At 45.5% G+C, this 18,747-nt stretch carries 13 protein-coding genes; 4 read left to right on the top strand and 9 right to left on the bottom strand.

Going from position 1 to position 18,747, the window contains the following annotated elements:
• Positions 1-150: 150 nt before the first annotated feature.
• The gene (locus LZG73_RS19555) at positions 151-399 is read right to left on the bottom strand and encodes a hypothetical protein (protein WP_233853727.1); all 249 of its coding nucleotides are present in this window, start codon (positions 397-399) and stop codon (positions 151-153) included.
• A gap of 298 nt (positions 400-697) precedes the next feature.
• Here LZG73_RS19555 and LZG73_RS19550 point away from each other — a divergent pair, with 298 nt between their 5' ends.
• Both LZG73_RS19550 and LZG73_RS19545 read left to right on the top strand, forming a co-directional pair.
• The gene (locus LZG73_RS19550) at positions 698-1,159 is read left to right on the top strand and encodes a DUF6934 family protein (protein ID WP_233853726.1); all 462 of its coding nucleotides are present in this window, start codon (positions 698-700) and stop codon (positions 1,157-1,159) included.
• A 179-nt stretch (positions 1,160-1,338) separates the two neighbouring features.
• Complete coding sequence (locus LZG73_RS19545) at positions 1,339-1,782, top strand: hypothetical protein (protein ID WP_233853725.1); 444 nt, start codon at positions 1,339-1,341, stop codon at positions 1,780-1,782.
• Here the strand turns inward: LZG73_RS19545 and LZG73_RS19540 are convergent.
• From LZG73_RS19540 to LZG73_RS19505, 8 genes are all read right to left on the bottom strand, one after another.
• Entirely contained in the window at positions 1,771-3,333 is a 1,563-nt protein-coding gene (locus LZG73_RS19540) for a M61 family metallopeptidase (RefSeq protein ID WP_233853723.1), read from the bottom strand. The two genes, LZG73_RS19545 and LZG73_RS19540, sit on opposite strands and share 12 nt — an antisense overlap.
• 15 nt (positions 3,334-3,348) lie before the next feature.
• Positions 3,349-4,899 carry a M20/M25/M40 family metallo-hydrolase gene (locus LZG73_RS19535; protein WP_233853721.1) on the bottom strand — a complete coding sequence of 517 codons (1,551 nt, stop codon included), beginning with the start codon at positions 4,897-4,899 and terminating at the stop codon, positions 3,349-3,351.
• A gap of 367 nt (positions 4,900-5,266) precedes the next feature.
• A complete protein-coding gene (locus LZG73_RS19530) occupies positions 5,267-6,694 on the bottom strand; it encodes an APC family permease (protein ID WP_233853713.1) in 1,428 nt (475 codons plus the stop codon).
• A gap of 52 nt (positions 6,695-6,746) precedes the next feature.
• Positions 6,747-8,534, bottom strand: coding sequence for a DUF885 family protein (locus LZG73_RS19525; RefSeq protein WP_233853711.1), 1,788 nt, complete (start codon positions 8,532-8,534; stop codon positions 6,747-6,749).
• Positions 8,535-8,592: 58 nt separating this feature from the next.
• The gene (locus LZG73_RS19520; protein ID WP_233853706.1) at positions 8,593-9,855 is read right to left on the bottom strand and encodes an FAD-binding oxidoreductase; all 1,263 of its coding nucleotides are present in this window, start codon (positions 9,853-9,855) and stop codon (positions 8,593-8,595) included.
• A 16-nt stretch (positions 9,856-9,871) separates the two neighbouring features.
• Complete coding sequence (locus LZG73_RS19515; RefSeq protein WP_233853704.1) at positions 9,872-10,873, bottom strand: 4-hydroxyproline epimerase; 1,002 nt, start codon at positions 10,871-10,873, stop codon at positions 9,872-9,874.
• A 105-nt stretch (positions 10,874-10,978) separates the two neighbouring features.
• Positions 10,979-12,457 carry an aldehyde dehydrogenase (NADP(+)) gene (locus LZG73_RS19510; protein WP_233853702.1) on the bottom strand — a complete coding sequence of 493 codons (1,479 nt, stop codon included), beginning with the start codon at positions 12,455-12,457 and terminating at the stop codon, positions 10,979-10,981.
• A gap of 90 nt (positions 12,458-12,547) precedes the next feature.
• Positions 12,548-13,486, bottom strand: coding sequence for a dihydrodipicolinate synthase family protein (locus LZG73_RS19505; RefSeq protein WP_233853700.1), 939 nt, complete (start codon positions 13,484-13,486; stop codon positions 12,548-12,550).
• A gap of 322 nt (positions 13,487-13,808) precedes the next feature.
• On the opposite strand from LZG73_RS19505, the gene LZG73_RS19500 reads away from it, so the two are divergent.
• Together LZG73_RS19500 and LZG73_RS19495 are read left to right on the top strand one after the other, a co-directional pair.
• A complete protein-coding gene (locus tag LZG73_RS19500; protein ID WP_233853699.1) occupies positions 13,809-14,900 on the top strand; it encodes a Gfo/Idh/MocA family protein in 1,092 nt (363 codons plus the stop codon).
• 594 nt (positions 14,901-15,494) lie between these two features.
• Entirely contained in the window at positions 15,495-18,725 is a 3,231-nt protein-coding gene (locus LZG73_RS19495) for a TonB-dependent receptor (RefSeq protein WP_233853696.1), read from the top strand.
• Positions 18,726-18,747: the final 22 nt, after the last annotated feature.

Here is an 18,747-nt window from a genome sequence, read left to right as displayed (position 1 = left end):
GAGTAGTCTTTTTGTGTCCGCTTAACATACTTAGTTTCTAGATTCTCTCGCATAGCTATACAGTTTGTGTATCGCTATTTCAGGACGGGACAAAATTAAAGACAAAGAGAGGCGCATCATATTGGTGCGCCTCTCTTTTGACTTCTATTCTCAATTCCTACAACCTTTCCCGTAATCCTCAATCTCCTTCAACAATCGGTTAATAACCTCACTCGTATCCAGCGCAAGCAACGCGTACTTACGACTAAGATTCCATTCATCCGTCGGGCGAAGATAATGTCGGAGCATTTCGTTGTGCATCCGTTCGATTTCGATCAGGTCAACATCCTGATTCAGATAGTTGCTTAGCAGCTCCTCGGCTGCGCTTTGGCGGGATTCTTGATTTTTTGCTGTGTGCATCTTACTCGTTATTGGACGTTTTGTGTAGCAAAAAACGGTGCCGCACTTGCCGTTGTCCAACCCGAGTAAGGCAATGGTGTTCAAACCATTACGGTAGTTACGACACCGTTCATTGGTGTACGCAGCATTATATAGCAATATAAGTGCCGACGAATGTTGACGACGCATATTACAGCTTACTCGGGAAATTGGACGCTGTAAACTTACTGGGTTTGATGGAAAAAGCAAAAATGCATACAACTTCAAGGAATATTCATCGTAATTCCTAGCTTTGCAAAAATTCAAGAACACACTATAAATGAATCATACAAAATACCTCAGTGAAGCTGATGAATTGTTCCTGTTTTACCAATATACTAGTGAAGGGCCGAAAGGCTTAGTACCCAAAGCTGTTATTTATTCCGTCACTGAGGTTAAGAATGTTTACAACCTTGCTTTCGGTGATTACGATCCCCTCTCCGAAACGATTGATGACTTTTCTGTAACGAATAACGGTGATAGGGTTAAAGTCCTCGCGACAGTTGCCACAACGGTGATCACTTTTACGAAGCATTATCCCAGAGCCTGGATCTTGGTTGTTGGAAGCACGCCGGCCCGAACCCGGTTGTACAGGATGGGCATTACCAACAATTTGTCAGAAATTTCTGATGGTTTCGTTATATTTGGAAGTGACTGCGACGGAAATTGGAGACCGTTTGTGGTCGGCAAAGCATATGAGGCATTTTTAATAACAAAAAAAGGTAACGAGCGCTCATTATGAAAACGAAAGAAGAAAAGTTAAAAACACCAAATATTGTTGTCAACAAAAGTTTGAATAAGTTTAGCGGAATCAATTTTTTCCCTGAAAGACTAAAAAAGGCGAACGAGCTTTTGAGAAAGTCTGGATTGCCAAAAATCGACAATTGAAATCATTTAACACGTCAAGTTGAATGAAACAACATGCCCACTCAGACCCACCGCTACTCCGGCCCGCCTACTCGCCTCTACTCCTACATGACCCACTTTTCAGTGGAATGTCCGAAATGCAGTAAAGAAGCGCTGGTAATTAATCAAAAGAACGAAGCCGGAACTATCAGAAAATTCGTTTGCAGCAATTGCAGCCACATTGAGCAGGAGGTTGAGGGAAAAACCTTTCCGAAATCCTCAATTGGCGATCCTATTTTCAATCTTCCCTTATGGCTTCAAGGTGAGTTTAAGGGCGATGTGCTTTGGGCTTGTAATCGGGAGCATCTTGGGGAAATACGGAATTATGTTGCTTCGAAATTGAGGGAAAGGCAGACTTTGACACATACGACAATGGTCGAAAAACTGCCGCAATTCATCAAAGCTGCCAAGAACCGGGAAGGGATTTTGAAGCTGATCGATAAACTGCTAAGGAAGTAAACCCTCCGATTTGCCTGCCCTACTCCACTCTTCAAACACCTCTCTCTGCAACTTACTAGGACTAGCAATACGCGTAATGGTGAACAACTTCTCCGTCTTGTCGCTTCCTGGAATTTGCTTTGGTGCAGTGTCAATGTCCAATCCGGCATAGCCAAAATATTTCTTATAATCCGGCTCGGCTGTGGTGTAGATGTAAGTAAAAAGCTCATCCAATGGCTTTCCGGCTACTTTTGCGATGGTCTCGCGGAGTTCGTTTTCGGTGAAGCCTCGTTTTTTGGATTTGTAGAAATCTTTGTAAAGTTTCCGCATAACGTCGTCGAGAGACTTTTTGTTTTGGGTTTCGTGGCGGATGGCGAAGTCGAAGAGAAGGCCGACGATGGGGCCTTTGCGGTAGACGGAAATGGTTTGATCCGCCCCTTCGCCGGTTCGGCCGAACGGGCCGTCGGACCAAGTTTGGGCGCTCGCCTGAGCCAGAGACTGGTGCAGGCGGCCGGGCTTGTTTTCTACTTCGGCAATGTGGCTTCTGTATGATTCCAGCATTTTTTCAGTGGTGATTAAGCCCGCTTCTTTCATGATAATAGGCTCATAATAAACCGTTAAGCCTTCTGAAACCCAAAGCATGTTGGTGCGGCTGCCGTTCTCATAATCAAACGGGCCGAGCTCTACTGGACGGATTCTTTTCACATTATAGTGATGGAAATATTCATGTGTAATGAAGCCTAACATACCTTCCCAGCCGCGTGAGTTCAGTTGTTCGCCGCTGAAACTAATGGTTGTGGAATTCAAATGTTCGATGCCGCCTTGCCCCGGGCCGATGGCGATAAAAGTGTAATGTTTGTAAGGAATTTCGCCGATTAATGCAGAGGCTTTTTCAACGATTTTCTTGATGTCAGCCATGAATTTAATTTTATCAAACTGCCCTAAGTTGTAGCCGATAAACCGGTGAGGGATGCCTTTCACTTTGAATGGAGGAAGTTCTTCCAGGTTTCCGATTAGGAACGGGCTGTCGTACAAAACATCAAAATCTGGTGCGTAATAGCTGAATTTTCTCTTTGAAATGAAGTCCAGCCCCGTTGCGACGTTTTTCCAGTCCTTGTATGGAGCAATCGTGATTTCTGCGGGAACATTGATTTTTTGATCCAAATACATGAACACACTTGCAGGCGTGATGTAGGCGTGCGCGCTGTCGAGATAGCTGGTGGCGACGAATTTGCGGGTTGCTTTCACGTCATAATCAATGATGAGGTTGCCCGCACTTTTGTTATAAATGACCCATTCTGTCTTGCCCGACCGTTTCCATTCGAGCGATTTTCCAGCTTGATCTTTGGCTTTGAAATTACCTACATTGGCGGCATAATCCATTAATTGATAGTAACCGGGCGTCCAATCGGGCATTTTCAGAACCAAACTGTCTGCCGTTCTGGATTTGTAATTGAGTGAAACGTGGAAGGTGTGGCTGGCCGGGTTTTCCATAGAAACCACATATTTCATGGGTTCTTTGGCCAAAACGAGGCTGCTTACTATCAAGAAATAGCAAATCAATAATTTCATCAGTAAATTGGGGGGTTATCGTCCTACGCTTGCTGCTGTCTTGGCTTTAGGCAATTCTTTTCTTGGAATTTTCTGGTCGAGTTGGGCTGTGTTGTAAACAAAACTTGCCACCACAACGGCCATTTGCTTCAAATCATCCATAACGAGGCGTTCGTAGGTGTCCGCATTTGTGTGGTGCGTGCGGGAGCCGTATTCAATTCCGTCTTGAATGAATTGAAATCCAGGCAGTCCGAGCGCGTCGAAACTTTGGTGATCAGTGCCGCCCGTGTTCCGGGATGTGACGGTTGGGTGGTCAATGATGTCGGTGAAAGGAGCGAGCCATTTTTCGAAGATTGCGCGTGGGCCTTCATTGCCTTGCAGGTAGATTCCGCGGATGCGGCCTGTTCCGTTGTCAATGTTATAGTAAGCCGATAATTTTTCGTGGGCTGGCATTAATTTCATTGTCTGCGGGTCGCCAAATGTGTTTTTCACGTAATTCCTTGACCCATGCAAACCTTGCTCTTCGCCCGACCAAAGCGCAATGCGAATGGTTCTTCTTGGTTTCAAACCTGATGCTTGCAAAATTCTTACGGCTTCCAGCATTACGGTGCAACCGGCTGCATTGTCCGTCGCTCCCGTTGCGCTGTGCCATGAATCGAGATGGCCGCCTAACATTACGATTTCGTCTTTCAGTTTAGGGTCGGTGCCGGGAATTTCCGCGATTACGTTGCCTGTGGTAAGTTTTTTGTCGAAGAATGAGGTTTGTGATTCGGCTTCTAACGTTACGGGAATGCCACTTTCGACAAGTCTTGCCACCAGTCCTGCATGTTCCGGTGCCATTTCAAATGCAGGGCCGGCTAAGGGCGCGTCGCCTTTGTAGGATGCGCCGTTGCTGGTGAAAAATGTACCGTGTTTTCCTGCTCTCCCTGCCAGTTCCAGACTGACTTTCTGCGCTTTCATTGTGCTGTCTACCCGGCTACGGAAGCTGCGCATGGTGCGCATACGCTCTGCTTGTTCGGGTGTGAAGTTGCTTGGGCCAAATGGCTGCGAATTGGTCATTTTGTCCAGATCCTCCGTGGTGTAACGCACGGCGTCAGGCTTGAATGTCGGGTCGGTGTCGGCGGGGCCTTTTACCAAAACAATTTTTCCACTCAACTTTCCGTCTGCATATTTTTTGAGATCTTCTTCATTTTGAATGTTCACCACCACCACTTCGCCTTTGATCGGCCCCGCTGTCCCGGAAGTCCAGGCTTTTGGAATGGCTATAAATGGCATATAGTAGGGTTTGGTCATTGCCAGATAGCTTTTTTCAACCTGCCAGCCTTTTCCAAATTCACCCCAATCTTCAATGCGCGAATTTTGCAAACCCCACTTTTTCAGCTCACTTACCGACCATTCTGCCGCTCTTTGGAAGCCGGGGGAATTGGTCAGTCGCGGGCCAGAAACATCTGTAAGTTGATGGGCGATCTCTGCAACTTTGGAATTTTCCATTCCTTCCTTGCGGATCTTAGCAATGGCAGCTTGGTCGATTTCCTGAGCAAGCAAAAGCCCAGGACAGAATAGTAATGAATAAAAGATCTTCTTCATAGGAGCTTATATTTCTTTTTCTTTTCTCAATTTTTATTCATTTTTTTCAATTGCCGGGGGCTTAAGCCCCCGGCAATGAAGAAGATTAGAGAGCTGAAATGGATTTTTAATTCAATTCTCTTTTTATTTTTATCAATTGCCGGGGGCTTAAGCCCCCGGCAATGAAGAAGATTAGAGAGCTGAAATAGTTTTTATGATTCAATTTTACAATTTATTTTTTCCAATTGCCGGGGGCTTAAGCCCCCGGCAATGAAGAAGATTAGAGAGCTGAAATAGTTTTTATGATTCAATTTTTCAATTTATTTTTAACAATTGCCGGGGGCTTAAGCCCCCCGGCAATGAATGCAATGATGAAAATCAAGAATTGTTATGCTTTAATTTCTTTCTTAGCAACCATGTAATAAACAGGAATCCCCAGCAGCACTATAATCAATCCAGGCCATGTATACTCCGGCTTATAAATAATCAGCAAAACACAGAATGCAATGCCCATTATAATGTAGATAATTGGCAAAAAGGGATAGCCAAAAGCTTTGTAAGGTCTATCAATATCCGGCCTTTTTTTCCTAAGAATAAAAATCCCAACAATCGTCAGCATGTAAAACACAACCACCACAAACGAGATCATATCCAGCAGGTTACCATATTTCCCGCTCAGTGCCCAGAGCGATGCAATGACACATTGAATCCAAAGACCGAATTCAGGAACAGAGTTCTTATTTAGCTGTCCTACTTTGCTGAAAAACAAACCGTCCTTGGCCATTGAATAGTAAACCCGCGCGCCTGACATGATCAAGCCGTTGTTACAGCCGAATGTTGAAATCATGATCATAACCGCGATTATGATTGTTCCGGAAGTGCCGAAAATGACGTGGGAAGCGCTTACGGCTACGCGGTCTTTATCAGCAGCGGCAATTTCCTGCAAAGACAAAACGCCAGTGTACATAACATTGGTCAACAAATAAATCACCGTCACAATGATGGTTCCCAGCGCAAGACTCAGCCCAATGTTACGCTGCGGATTCTTGATTTCTCCTGCAATGAAAGTTACATTATTCCAGGAATCGCTGCTGAAAATCGAGCCAACCATGGATGCGGCGATAGCTCCAAAAGCGGCGATTGTGGTGTAAGAGGCAATGCTGCCGTCGACATTCAGCTTGTGCATATCCCACATGGTTGCCGAGTCCCAGTTGGCAGCCCAGATCTCCGGTTTCATGAAAATTAGACCGAAAACAATCAAGCCGAGTAAGCTCAATAACTTGGTCAGCGTGAATGTTGTTTGGATAATTTTGCCGCTGTTGACGCCGCGTGTATTGATAAACGTTAACAGCACAATGACGACAATGGACAGTAACTGGGCGGGGGTAATTTGTAAAAATCCGAGATCGAGCGCGACAATGTCTTCGCTGAATTGAGGCAATAAATAAGCTGTGAATTTAGCAAAAGCCACGGCTACGGCTGCAATGGTGGCGGTTTGAATTACGGTAAAAAAGCTCCATCCGTAGAGAAAACCCATCAGCGGATTGTAGGCTTCTTTGAGATAAATATACTGGCCGCCGGCTTTGGGAAACATGGCGCTTAGCTCGCCGTAACTCAATGCGGCCGTGAGCGTCATAAAACCGGTGATTAACCAAACGAACATGAGCCAGCCTACGCTTCCGGTATTGCGCGTAATGTCCGCGCTTACAATGAAAATGCCCGATCCGATCATACTGCCGGCAACGAGCATGGTTGCGTCTACGAGACCTAATGTGGGTTTAAATGCGGTTTTTTCCGGGACAGTTTCTACAGACATATAAAGGGTTAGGTTTAAACTTGTCAGAAGTTTCGACTCTTAAAGTACACTTTTATTTGAAACTATAAAATTTCCACTTTGTTTTAAAATCGCGCGTTACTGGCTGATTGATCAATGTGGCCCTTACCATTTCGATGGGCATATTATTTTCCTTCATGATGGCATCGTGAAAAGTTTTGTATGTCATTTTTCCGCTGTCCACCAGTTCATTTTTCAGGCTCAGGATCTGCAAGCCGCCGATGAGATAAGCCACCTGGTAAAGCGGACTATAACTGCCTTCAAACGAGCGGCGCACTTCGCCTTCTGCATTTGCCCGTTCATGACCGACCCTATCCACCAGAAAATCAATGCATTGCTGCGGGACCCATTTACCTAAATGATAATTGAGCGAAAAAATGATCCGCGCGCAACGGTGCATCCGCCAGAACAACATGCCGATCCGCTCCTCGGGTGTTTTGGCAAAACCTTTGTCATACAGCAGCAATTCCCAGTAAAGCGACCAGCCTTCCGTCCAAAACGGCGTTCTGAATTCGCTCCGGTAAGCCTTGTAACGGCTGTTCATATAATATTGCAAATGATGGCCCGGCACAAGCTCGTGATGCACGGTCGCTCTCGAAAAATAGGGATTGTTGCCGCGCATGCTCATGAGCTTATCCTCATGTTGCATGGTGTTGGTCGGGTAAGAAATGATAATGTCGCGGCCGCCGAGGAAGAATGGATTAATGAGCTGGCGTTCAGGCGTCATCATTTGCATTCCCCAGGTTTCGTCGGCGATTTCGGGATAATCGATCAGGTTGTTGGCGGTGATAAAATTCTTGGCGTCATCGTAAAGTTTCAGGATCAGTTCGGGCTGGGTTCCTGCTTTTACATAACTGTTTTTAACCTTTTCCTGCGCCTTTTGCCAATCATTTCCAAAGCCCATTTCCTGCGAAGCTTTCAGCAATTCCTTATCGCACCACGCAAATTCTTTGTTGGCCAAATCAATCAGTTCATCCGGCGTATAACTGATCATTTCTGCGTCCAGCTGCCTGATCAGCTCATCCCGGCCGATGGGAACGCCTTTGATTCCGCTGTCATCGTCTTTTTGGGTTGTTGTGAGCTTGCCTTTGCTTTCGATGGTTTTGGCATAAGTGTTCAAAGCGCTGTCCAATGCTTCGTAAGGCTCGGGAACCCACCAGGAGAATTGCGGATCATAGCCTTTGTAAAATTCATAAGTGCTTTGCAGTCTTGACTTTAAGCCGCTTACTGCCTCTTCGCCGCGTTCTGCGAGCGGCATTTCAATGCTTTCTGTTTTTTTAAATGCGTCCGAGGCCGTTTTTACTTCTTTCAGAATATCATTCAATTGTCCCGCAACTGCTTGTCCGTCAACCGTTGCACCGCGGCGGCGGCCTTTTTCCAGGGCATATATTTTGTCGGCGAAAGGGAAATGTGCCTTTACAGCATTGTATTCTTTTTCTTCTTTAGTCAATGTTAATAAATCGTCCTCAATGCTTCTTTTGAGCAAAATATAATCCACTTTTCCATAAATGCTCATGGCGTCAAAATCCAGCTTTGCCAGTTTATCCAGATAATTTTGATCCACTTCCCGCAGTCGCTTGCGCTGTTCGGGAGAATTGAGAACGCTGCTGGGCGATCCAAAACCGCCTCTTCCACGTTCCATAGGCGAATAAAACGAGCGGATCGCACGCGTGTCCTGACCATATTGAATGATCAGTCCGGCTGTTTCGCTGGTTTGTTCGTAGAGGTTGAATTTGTTTTGGGCAAAAACTTTCGGAAGAAAAAAGGCTGTGCTTATCAGAAAAGTAAGGCACAAGAAAAAGCGGTGGTTGAAGTGGTTCATCCAGGTCTGATTAAGGTTTAGAAAAGCTATTCAAATAAAAAACCCGGATCATTCCGGGTTAATTATATCTTTCGAGATTGTAAAGTTTGATGTCCGCCGACAATACAGACTCGTTGGCCAGCTCCGCCACCATCTTGCCCGTGGCAGGTCCGAGGCTGATGCCCATCATGCCGTGGCCACCTGCAACGATCAGATTTTTCAGTTTTTTGCTGTAACCCAGATAAGGCAAGCCATCCGGCGAGCACGGCCTGAAACCATACCAGATGCGATCTTTGGCCGGAACCGCTACATTCAGTTCGGGATAATATTGCGGGATGGAGTTCACAATGCCTTCCACGCGGTTCATATTAATGTTGTCGTTCACAGCTGCTAGCTCCATCGTGCCGCCGAATCGGACTTTTCCGTTCATCGGCGTAACTGCAACGCGGGCTTCGATTAGCAATGCGGGATGCTCGATTTTGTGCTCTGAATTAGGCTCCATGAATGAGTAACCTTTTCCGGGCATGACAGGAATGGATAATCCGGCCAGCTTGGAAAGCTCGGGAAGCCAGGTTCCGCCAGTCATGATGACGAGGTCGCCCTCAATGGTTTTGCTTTCAGTTTGAACGCCTTTTATTTCACCATTTTTAATATCAAAACCTTTCACTTTCGCATTCAAAATCAGTTCTGCGCCTTTTGATTTAATGTATTTCAAAAGTTGCGTAAACAATGCAGTTGGATACAAATGGGCGTCGCAATGATAATGCACTGCGCCTATGACGTCCAGCTTAATGTTTGGTTCAATGGCCTGGACTTGTTCCTTGGTAAGCATTTCAATGTCCAGACCCAGTTTCTGACCGTCTTTGGCAACGTGAATTTCTTCTTCTCCGGCTTTCTCCGTTTTGTAAAGCATGAGAATGCCTTTTTCTTCCAGACCAAAATCGAAACCTTCTTCTTTGGCCAGATCCTCATAAAGTTGCTTGCTAAGCAAATGATAATCACGGAGATAAGGCGCTGCACGTTCCACATTCGCGGGCGTGGCGCTTTTCATGAATTTTAAACCCCAGGAAACCAGTCCCCAGTCCAGCGAAGGTTTTACATAAAAAGGACTTCGGCTGTCGAACATCCATTTGATGCCTTTGGAAATCATGCCGGGAGCCGCCAGCGGAATAAAATGACTTGGAACGATCATTCCAGCATTGCCCTGCGAGCAATTGTCCGACAAATCGCCTTTATCAATCAACGTCACTTGCCATCCGCTCTTAAGCAAATAATAAGCCGATGTCAACCCCATAATCCCGCCGCCTATGATGGTGGCTTTTCCCTTGTTCGTCACGTTCATATTTTGTAAAAACTCCCTAAATCACCTGAAATCCAAATGCGTATGGATCTTCCTCGTCGTCGATAATAATTGTATTGTAACCCGTCACCACCGCCCAGCCTTCGATGCCTGGAATGATGGCCGGCTTGTCTCTTATCGTCACTTCGTCCTCAACGGTTCCGGTGAATTTAGAACCGATAATGCTTTCGTGAATGAATTTATCACCTTTTTTCAGCTTTCCTTTCGCGTGCCATTGCGCCATCCGAGCCGAAGTTCCGGTTCCGCAGGGCGATCTGTCAATGGCTTTATCGCCATAGAAAACCGCATTACGGGCAGTCGAAGTCTCGTCCAAAACAGCTCCGGCCCATAAGAAATGGCTTAACCCGTTGATATGCTCGTTTTCGGGATGGACGAATTTGTATTTTTCATTCATCCGCTGACGGCAAACGCGGCTCCAACTGATAAGCTGATCCGCGGTGTAATGTTCGATTCCTTCGAAATTTTCCTGCGGATCAACAATGGCGTAAAAGTTGCCGCCGTAAGAAACATCCACTTTCAATGTGCCCAGTTCAGGACATTCCACTTCCAGGTTTTCAGCTGCTAAAAATGATTTAATATTGATCAATTTAACAGATTTCACCCTTTTACCTTCCTGCACATATTCGACCAAAACCAAACCGGCAGGCGTCTCAAGACGCAGCTTGCCGGGTACTTTTGGTGTTACCAAACCTTCCTGGATCGCAATGGTGACAGTTCCAATGGTTCCGTGCCCGCACATCGGAAGGCAGCCGCTGGTTTCAATGTAGAGCACGCCAATGTCGTTTGCGGGATCGACGGGCGGATACAAAATGCTTCCGCTCATCATGTCGTGCCCGCGCGGCTCGAACATTAATCCCTTTCTGATCCAGTCAAATTCTTTCAAAAAGTGAAGCCTGCGCTCCATCATGCTATTGCCCTGCAAAAGCGGGCCGCCACCGGCCACCACACGAACGGGATTCCCGCAAGTGTGCGCGTCGATGCAGAAAAACGTTTTTCTCATTGGGTTTGGTTGAAGAGACTTGGAAAGTCTAAAAAGACTTTCCAAGTCTGGTCGCTATTAGACTGCGTCCTTTGGTTTGAGATAGACTTGGTAAGTCTTGAAGACTTACCAAGTCTGGTCCTTCGTTAACTCATTATTAACCGTCCGCCATATTCCAAGCGGGTTGGCATTTTTCAATTCCTCTGGTAAAAATTCGTCCGGCCAGTTCTGGAAGCTCATCGGCCGCACAAAACGCTTGATCGCGTCCGAACCAACCGAAGTAAACTGGACGTTGCTCGACGATGGGAATGGTCCGCCATGGTGCATGGACTTGCAAACTTCTACGCCCGTCGGGAAGTTGTTGAACAAGATACGGCCACACTTGTCGGTTACCAATCCCACCAATTCTTCATTTTCGGCGAGATCTTTGCTGCTTGCGAGCAATGTGGCTGTAAGTTGTCCGTGCAGTTTTCCACCGACCGAAATCACTTCATCTATGTTCTCACATTTGATAATCAATGCAAAAGGACCGAAAACTTCTTCCTGTAATTCATCATTGTTCAGGAATGTTTGCGCATTCACCGTGGCAACCGTCGCGCCGCCTTGTCCTTCCAAAACTTCTGTTTCAGTGACAGCAAGGATTTCAACACCGGGTTGTGTGGTTAACTTTTGGCGACCTTTCTCATAGCTTTCCGCAATGCCTGCGTGCAGCATATGTGAAGGGGCAATTTTTATAATTTCCTCTTCTAATGCATTTTCAAATGTTTCTAATGCAGGACTTTCAATGGCGATGATGATGCCGGGATTGGTGCAAAATTGTCCTACACCTAATGTTAGCGAGCCAGCATATTGCTTCGCCAATTCAGCAGCAGAAGCTTCTAATTTATTTGGCAATAAAAAAACAGGGTTAACACTGCCCATTTCGGCAAAAACAGGAATTGGCTCGGGCCTTTTTGCTGAAATTTCAGCCAATGCAGTCCCAGCGCGGTAAGAACCTGTAAAACCAACCGCCTTAATAATCGGATGGCTTACCAGGAACTGCGACTCTTCATTGGTTTCAAAATAAACATGTGAAAAAGTGCCTTCCGGGAAATTGCTTTTAGCAACCGCGCGACTGATGGCGTCGGCCATAATCTGAGAAGTTTCGGGATGTCCCGGATGCGCTTTCACCACAACCGGGCAGCCTGCCGCAATGGCACTGGCTGTGTCGCCTCCTGCTGTTGAGAATGCGAATGGGAAATTGCTTGCGCCGAAAACGGCAACGGGCCCTAATGCAATGCTTGTTTTGCGGATATCTGGCTTGGGAGGCGTTCTTTCGGCATTTGCTGTGTCGATGCTCGCGTCCAGCGGGGCGCCTTTTTCAAGTGCTTCGGCATAGCTTCTCCATTGGAAAATCGTCCGGGCTTTTTCGCCGGTTAAGCGTGCTTCGGGCAGGTTGGATTCTGCTTTGGCTGTTGCAATGAGTTCAGGACCAATGGCTTCGATTTCATCCGCAATGGTCCGCATCAGCGCAACACGCTTTTGGATTGAATGTTTTTTTATAGTTACAAAAGCTTCAAGAGACTTTTGCAATATGGCTTCCAGTTGTTCTTTTGAAGTTGTCATGGTTGGTTAGGATAATTTCTGTTTGTAAAAGTCGCAAAATGAATGCTAATCCAGCTTTAAAGTAAAGCCGGATTACGTCATGCGACAATGTTATGCAACAGAAACTTCCGAAGACAAATTCAAATAATCTGGCAATGCAGGCTGAGAAGCAATGGCTTCATCAATAATTGCAAGCACTCTTTCACGCTCTGCGCCTTCCAGAACTAGTCTTGGCGCACGAACAAATTCAGATCCTATGCCTGCTTTTGTAGCAGCAAGCTTGATGTTTTGAACCAGCTTTGGATGAATGTCCAGTTCAAGCAAGGGCAGATACCAACGGTAAACGGCCAAGGCTTCTTTATATAAACCTGCTTTTACCAAATTGAAAATCGCAACGGTTTCTTTTGGGAATGCATCAACCAAACCACCCACAACGCCGTCACAACCTAACATTACTTCTTCCATAATCAATGTATCCACACCGCAGAACACTTTGAAACGGTCGCCGAAACGGTTGTAAAGGCGGGTAACATTGCTTACATCACGTGTCGATTCTTTGATGGCGTGCACATTCGGAATCTCGGCAAGCTGCTCGAACATTTGCAACGTCACCTCGATTTTATAATCCACCGGATTGTTGTAAATCATCAATGGCAAGGAAGTGCTTTGCGCGATGGTTTTAAAATAAACAACCGTTTCATGATCGTCTGCTTTGTAACGCATCGGAGGCAACACCATCAGACCGTCTGCACCCGCAGCTTCGGCTTCTTTGGCAAGGCTTACCGCTTCCGCAGTCGATTGCTCGGCAATGCAGACCACGATCGGGAAATCCTGCGCGACGATGCTTTTGGCATATTTAACAAGCTCCACTTTTTCAGCTTTTGTCAATGTGCTTGCTTCGCCCAGTGAGCCGGAAACGATAGCGCCGGTTACGCCGGCTTCGATCTGCACTTCCAGATTTTTGCGGAAAAGATCAAAATCAATGCTGTCGTCTGATTTGAAAGGCGTTAACAACGCCGGAAATACGCCCTGCCAAGATTCCTTGTTCATATATTGGTTATAATTAGGTATGAGAGATCTGATTTTTTGTCAAAGTTAATTGATCAGTTATCCGTAAACATTTCTGGTTTTAATCAATAATATACGGATTTTAACATAAAATTAGCGCCTGCAACTGCATAAGGTTATAATTTATGGATAAAGTGCGCTAAGCCTGTCAATATCTGATTTTTACGGACATTTCAAAAGTCAAAACAAGGACTCCAACCGCAAAAACGGATTTTAATGCCTATTTTTGACACAAATTGGCACTTTGTGTTGTTACTAAATTACCTATTCCTGCTAACCTGGATCATTAACATTTAACATTACTATGTCATCTTTCGAAAATGGAAGTCCACTTCGCGTACTCGTAGTCGGTTGTGGCAACATGGGCGCTTCCCATGCATTTGCATATCATTCTTTGGACGGTTTTGAGATCTGCGGGATCGTTTCAACCGGCAAAAGCAAAGAAGTTTTGAATGAAAAACTGGGTGGCGGTTATGCGCTTTTCAGCGATTATGACACTGCTTTGAAGGAAACAAAACCGGATGCGGTCTGCATTTCTACTTACCCGGACACGCATGAGGATTTTGCTGTAAAAGCATTGGAACATGGCGCGCACGTTTTCATTGAAAAACCACTTGCTGACTCAGTTGAAGGTGCCAAGCGCGTTGTGGAAGCTGCGAAAACGGCTGGCAAAAAAGTGGTTGTGGGCTACATTCTTCGCGTTCACCCATCTTGGGAACGTTTTGTGGCTGAAGCGCAAAACCTGGGTAAGCCATTGGTTATGCGCATGAACCTGAACCAGCAAAGCCACGGATATATGTGGGGAGTTCACCGGAATCTGATGAAAAGTCTGAGCCCGATTGTGGATTGTGGTGTGCATTATATAGATGTAATGTGTCAAATGACGCGTTCAAAACCGCTTCGTGTGAATGCGATCGGTGCGCGGTTGACGGAGGACATTCCTGCTGGAAATTACAATTACGGTCAGCTGCAAATTTGGTTTGAGGATGGTTCTGTGGGCTGGTATGAAGCAGGTTGGGGACCAATGATCAGTGAAACGGCATTTTTTGTAAAAGACGTGATCGGACCGAAAGGAAGTGCTTCTATTGTCGCCAAAGATGCGGGCGGAACGGGAAAATCTTCTTCAGTTGAAGCGCATACGAAGACTGAATCCATTCGGGTGCATTATGCGGATTTGAATGATAAAGATGAATTTGTTAAAGAAGATTCGTGGATCAACCTGGAAGACGAGCCGGATCATCAGGAGCTTTGCAACCGTGAGCAACGTTATTTCCTCAATGCGATCAATGATGATTTTGACTTGACTGATCACTTGCAGGATGCGGTGACAAGCTTACAAATTGCGTTCGCTTGCGACGAATCCGTGAAAACCGGACGCACTGTGGATCTGGTTTAGTGGTTTTAAATTAAATATTTGCCTTGTTACTGATCGGTTACAAACTGAAAAGTAGCAGGGCTTTTTTTATGTAAACGAGCGGTTAACTAATTGATTTCGAGTCAAAATTGGTTAAAAATGAGTCGATTTGTGCAAACGTTTGCACAGATTATTCAATTTTTTATCTTATCGTTATTCGAAATTTATTGTTAATTATTATAATATTGCAACGTGTTTTTAAGACTTTTAAAAATCCCCGGTTGAATGGCTTATGTAATGCACATTTTCAACAAACAGAAAGTCACGTAAGAAAACTCAGAACTTTACACTCTGACACCCCCTACTTTTAAATTAACTGTTGTCGCGTTTGCAAATCCAAATTGAGTAACCAGCGATACCCTAATGACACTGAAACCGTCAAAGCCAAAATTATGCATTGTGCAACAATTGAATTAATTAAATAATTACCATAATTTAATACATATGCAATAATCAAAGTCCTCACCATTTAAACTACTAATTTATGAAGAACAGAACACCCGGTTGCTTAAATTCTAATTGAAAACATTATCCATTGCTCAGATTATATGAAAAACGTTTAACCAAATTACCTACATGAAAAATACCGATACTAATCAATGGGTGTTCCGGATACGGAATATCCGGAATGCCTTATTTCTACTCCCCGCTCTTTCGAGCCCATTGCTGGCAAGTGCCAATCCAAACATTGCCGCTGGAACCATCGCTTCGATCAAAGTTGATAAAACACTTAAAGGAAAAGTAACAGATAAAGATAACGGCGAGGGATTGCCGGGTGTGAACGTGGTGGTGAAAGGAACCAGTACGGGTACTACAACCGACGGTTCTGGAAATTACAGCCTCGTGGTTCCGGAAAGCGGCGCTACACTGGTTTTCAGCTTTGTGGGCTACATTGGCCAGGAAGTTGAAGTGGGCAACCGCACTACACTTGACCTTGCATTGGTTTCTGACTCAAAAGCATTGAGCGAAGTGGTCGTGATCGGTTACGGTACCGCTAAGAAATCCGACTTGACGGGTTCTGTGGGTTCCGTGAAAGAAGATCAATTGAAAGAGCGTCCTTCTCCGTCACTGAATCAAGCTTTGCAGGGAAAAATTTCCGGGGTGCAGGTAAACGTTAACTCGGGTCGTCCGGGTGGCCGCGCAAACATCCGTATCCGCGGATTCAGCTCCATTAACTCATCCAATAACCCGCTTTACGTGGTGGATGGAGTAATGCTTCCGCAAGGTAACCAAAACCAGCAAAGCCAGGCCATTGACTATATCAACCCAAATGATATCGTTTCAGTGGAGGTTTTGAAAGATGCTTCTTCAACTGCCATTTACGGTGCGAGAGGTGCGAATGGTGTTATTTTGATCACCACCAAAAAAGGAAAAGCAGGTGAAAGTACGATCACTTACAGCCTTGATCTTTCTGTTCCATTCACCGGTCCGCAACGCGCCGAGACATTGAATGCGAAAGAATATCTTGCTGTGGAAGATCTGGCATATGCCAACATCAAGAAGTATGACCCAGCTGGCTGGGCATCGGGCAAGTATGCGCCGCAAGATCCAAAAGTTCGCCGCGCCGCTTTGAATGCTGCTCACCCTGATGTGTTCAGCGTTGACGCACAAGGTAACTTCATTCCTAACTACGACACCGACTGGTGGAAAGAGTCGACCCAGAATAAAGTGGGACAAAACCATCAGCTGGGTTTCAGCGGTGGTACAAATAAAACCACTTACTCGTTGTCTCTAAACTATCGTGATGATCAGGGTTTGATCAAAACATCATACATGAAACGTTATGCAACACGTTTGACGATTGACGATCAGGTGAAAAAATGGATGCGTATCGGTGGTACATTGAGCTACAACAACCAGGCTGAAAACCTTGTCGATATCAACGATGCGGTTCCACGCCAGATGGTGGAAGACTTCCCATTCCTTCCTGTGAAATATCCTGACGGAACTTATGCCAACAACCGTGACTATCCGCAGGCCGAAGGCTCTTTCAGCTCGGTACACCGTTTGAATGGCCGTAAATACAACCAGAATACGCAAACTACTTTGGGTAGCCTTTACGCAAACCTGAACCTTGCTCCTGGACTTGAATTCCGTTCGGTATTGGGTGTGAACGTACTTTCTCAGGAATATAATGAGTCACAGACACGTACATTGGCGATCAGTGAATTTGGTACAGCTGGCAAAGCAAGCCGTAAAGAAACATTCTGGTCATTTGAAAACTACCTGACTTACAACAAAACTTTCGGCGGCATTCACGCTTTGACTGCTTTGGCGGGTATTTCTTGGCAGGAAACGAACATTGCGACAACTGGTGCGAGCGTTCGTAACTTCTCTACTGATTATTTTAACTTCAATAACCTTGGTGCTGGTGCAACCCTACCAAGCGTTGGTTCCGGTGCTTCACGGTTTGCATTCAACTCTTACTTCGGTCGTTTGAACTATACCCTGAAAGAAAAATACCTGCTTACATTCACAGGTCGTGCTGACGGTTCTTCGAAATTCGGTGAAAACCATAAGTTTGCATTCTTCCCATCTGCTGCATTGGCGTGGAAAGTATCTGACGAAGAATTCCTGAAATCGCAAACGCTGATCTCCAACCTGAAGGTGCGTACAAGCTACGGTTTGACTGGTAACTCGGAAATTCCTCCGTACTCATCATTGTCATTGCTGAGCGCCAACTACGCGACGATTTATACTGATACCCGCGTGAATGGTACAGGTATCAACAGACTTGCAAACCCTGATTTGAAATGGGAAAAAACAGCACAAACTGACGCAGGTGTTGAAGTTAGCTTCCTGAAAGGCAGAATTTCTCTTGAAGCAGATTACTATTACAGAAAAACCACGGACATGCTTCTGGATGCACCAGTTCCACGTACCAGCGGTTATGCTGTAATCCGGAAGAACATCGGTTCAATGGAAAACAAAGGGTTTGAGTTTTCTTTGAACACGACCAACATCGAAAGAGCAAACTTTAGCTGGAACACGAACTTCAATATCTCGTTCAACAAAAGCAAAGTGTTGTCACTGGCTACACCATCTGACATTTTCGGAGTGGGCGGACCTGGTATTACCAACCAAACCAGCGTGATCCGTATCGGTGAGCCGGCAGGTGCATTCTGGGGACTTACCCGTCTGGGAACATGGAGCGAAGCTGAAAGAGATCAGGCTGCGAAATTCACCAGCTATCGTAACAACCTTACAATGTTGCCTGGTGATATCAAATACAAAGATTTCAATAACGACGGAGCAATCACAGATGCTGACCGTACCATTATCGGTAATGGTAGTCCAAAGGGCTGGGGAACATTGTCGAACACCGTTCGTTACGGAGGTTTTGACCTGACATTTGATATGCAGTTCTCTTACGGAAACGATGTAATGGATATGAACTTGCACGCAAGTGAAGACCGCGTATCTATCGCAAACAGCTATAAAACAGTGTTGGGCGCATGGACTCCAGAAAACCAGAATTCACAAATTGCTGAGATCCGCGAAACTCGTGCGGGTTATGTAACGAACGTGGATACGCACTGGATTTTTGACGGATCGTTCCTTCGCGGAAGAAACTTGTTGCTGGGTTACAATGTACCTTCGGAAGTAGTTAGCAGAATTAAGCTGAGCAAATTGAGATTGTACGTATCTGCTCAGAACTTCTTCCTGCTTTCGCCTTACAAACTGGGCGACCCAGAAGCTACACCAATTCGTGGTGGTGATTCTGACAACGTCTTTTCACAAGGTATGATCTGGCACGGATATCCAAAACCAACCACATTCATGGCTGGCTTGCAGATCGCATTCTAAGAACAGGATATTAAATTTTATT

The sequence above is a fragment of the Dyadobacter sp. CY326 genome (assembly GCF_021390515.1).
In the GTDB taxonomy this organism is placed as follows: domain Bacteria; phylum Bacteroidota; class Bacteroidia; order Cytophagales; family Spirosomataceae; genus Dyadobacter.
The sequence above is the reverse complement of the archived record's forward strand: the minus strand, read 5'-3'. Positions and strand labels throughout refer to the sequence as shown.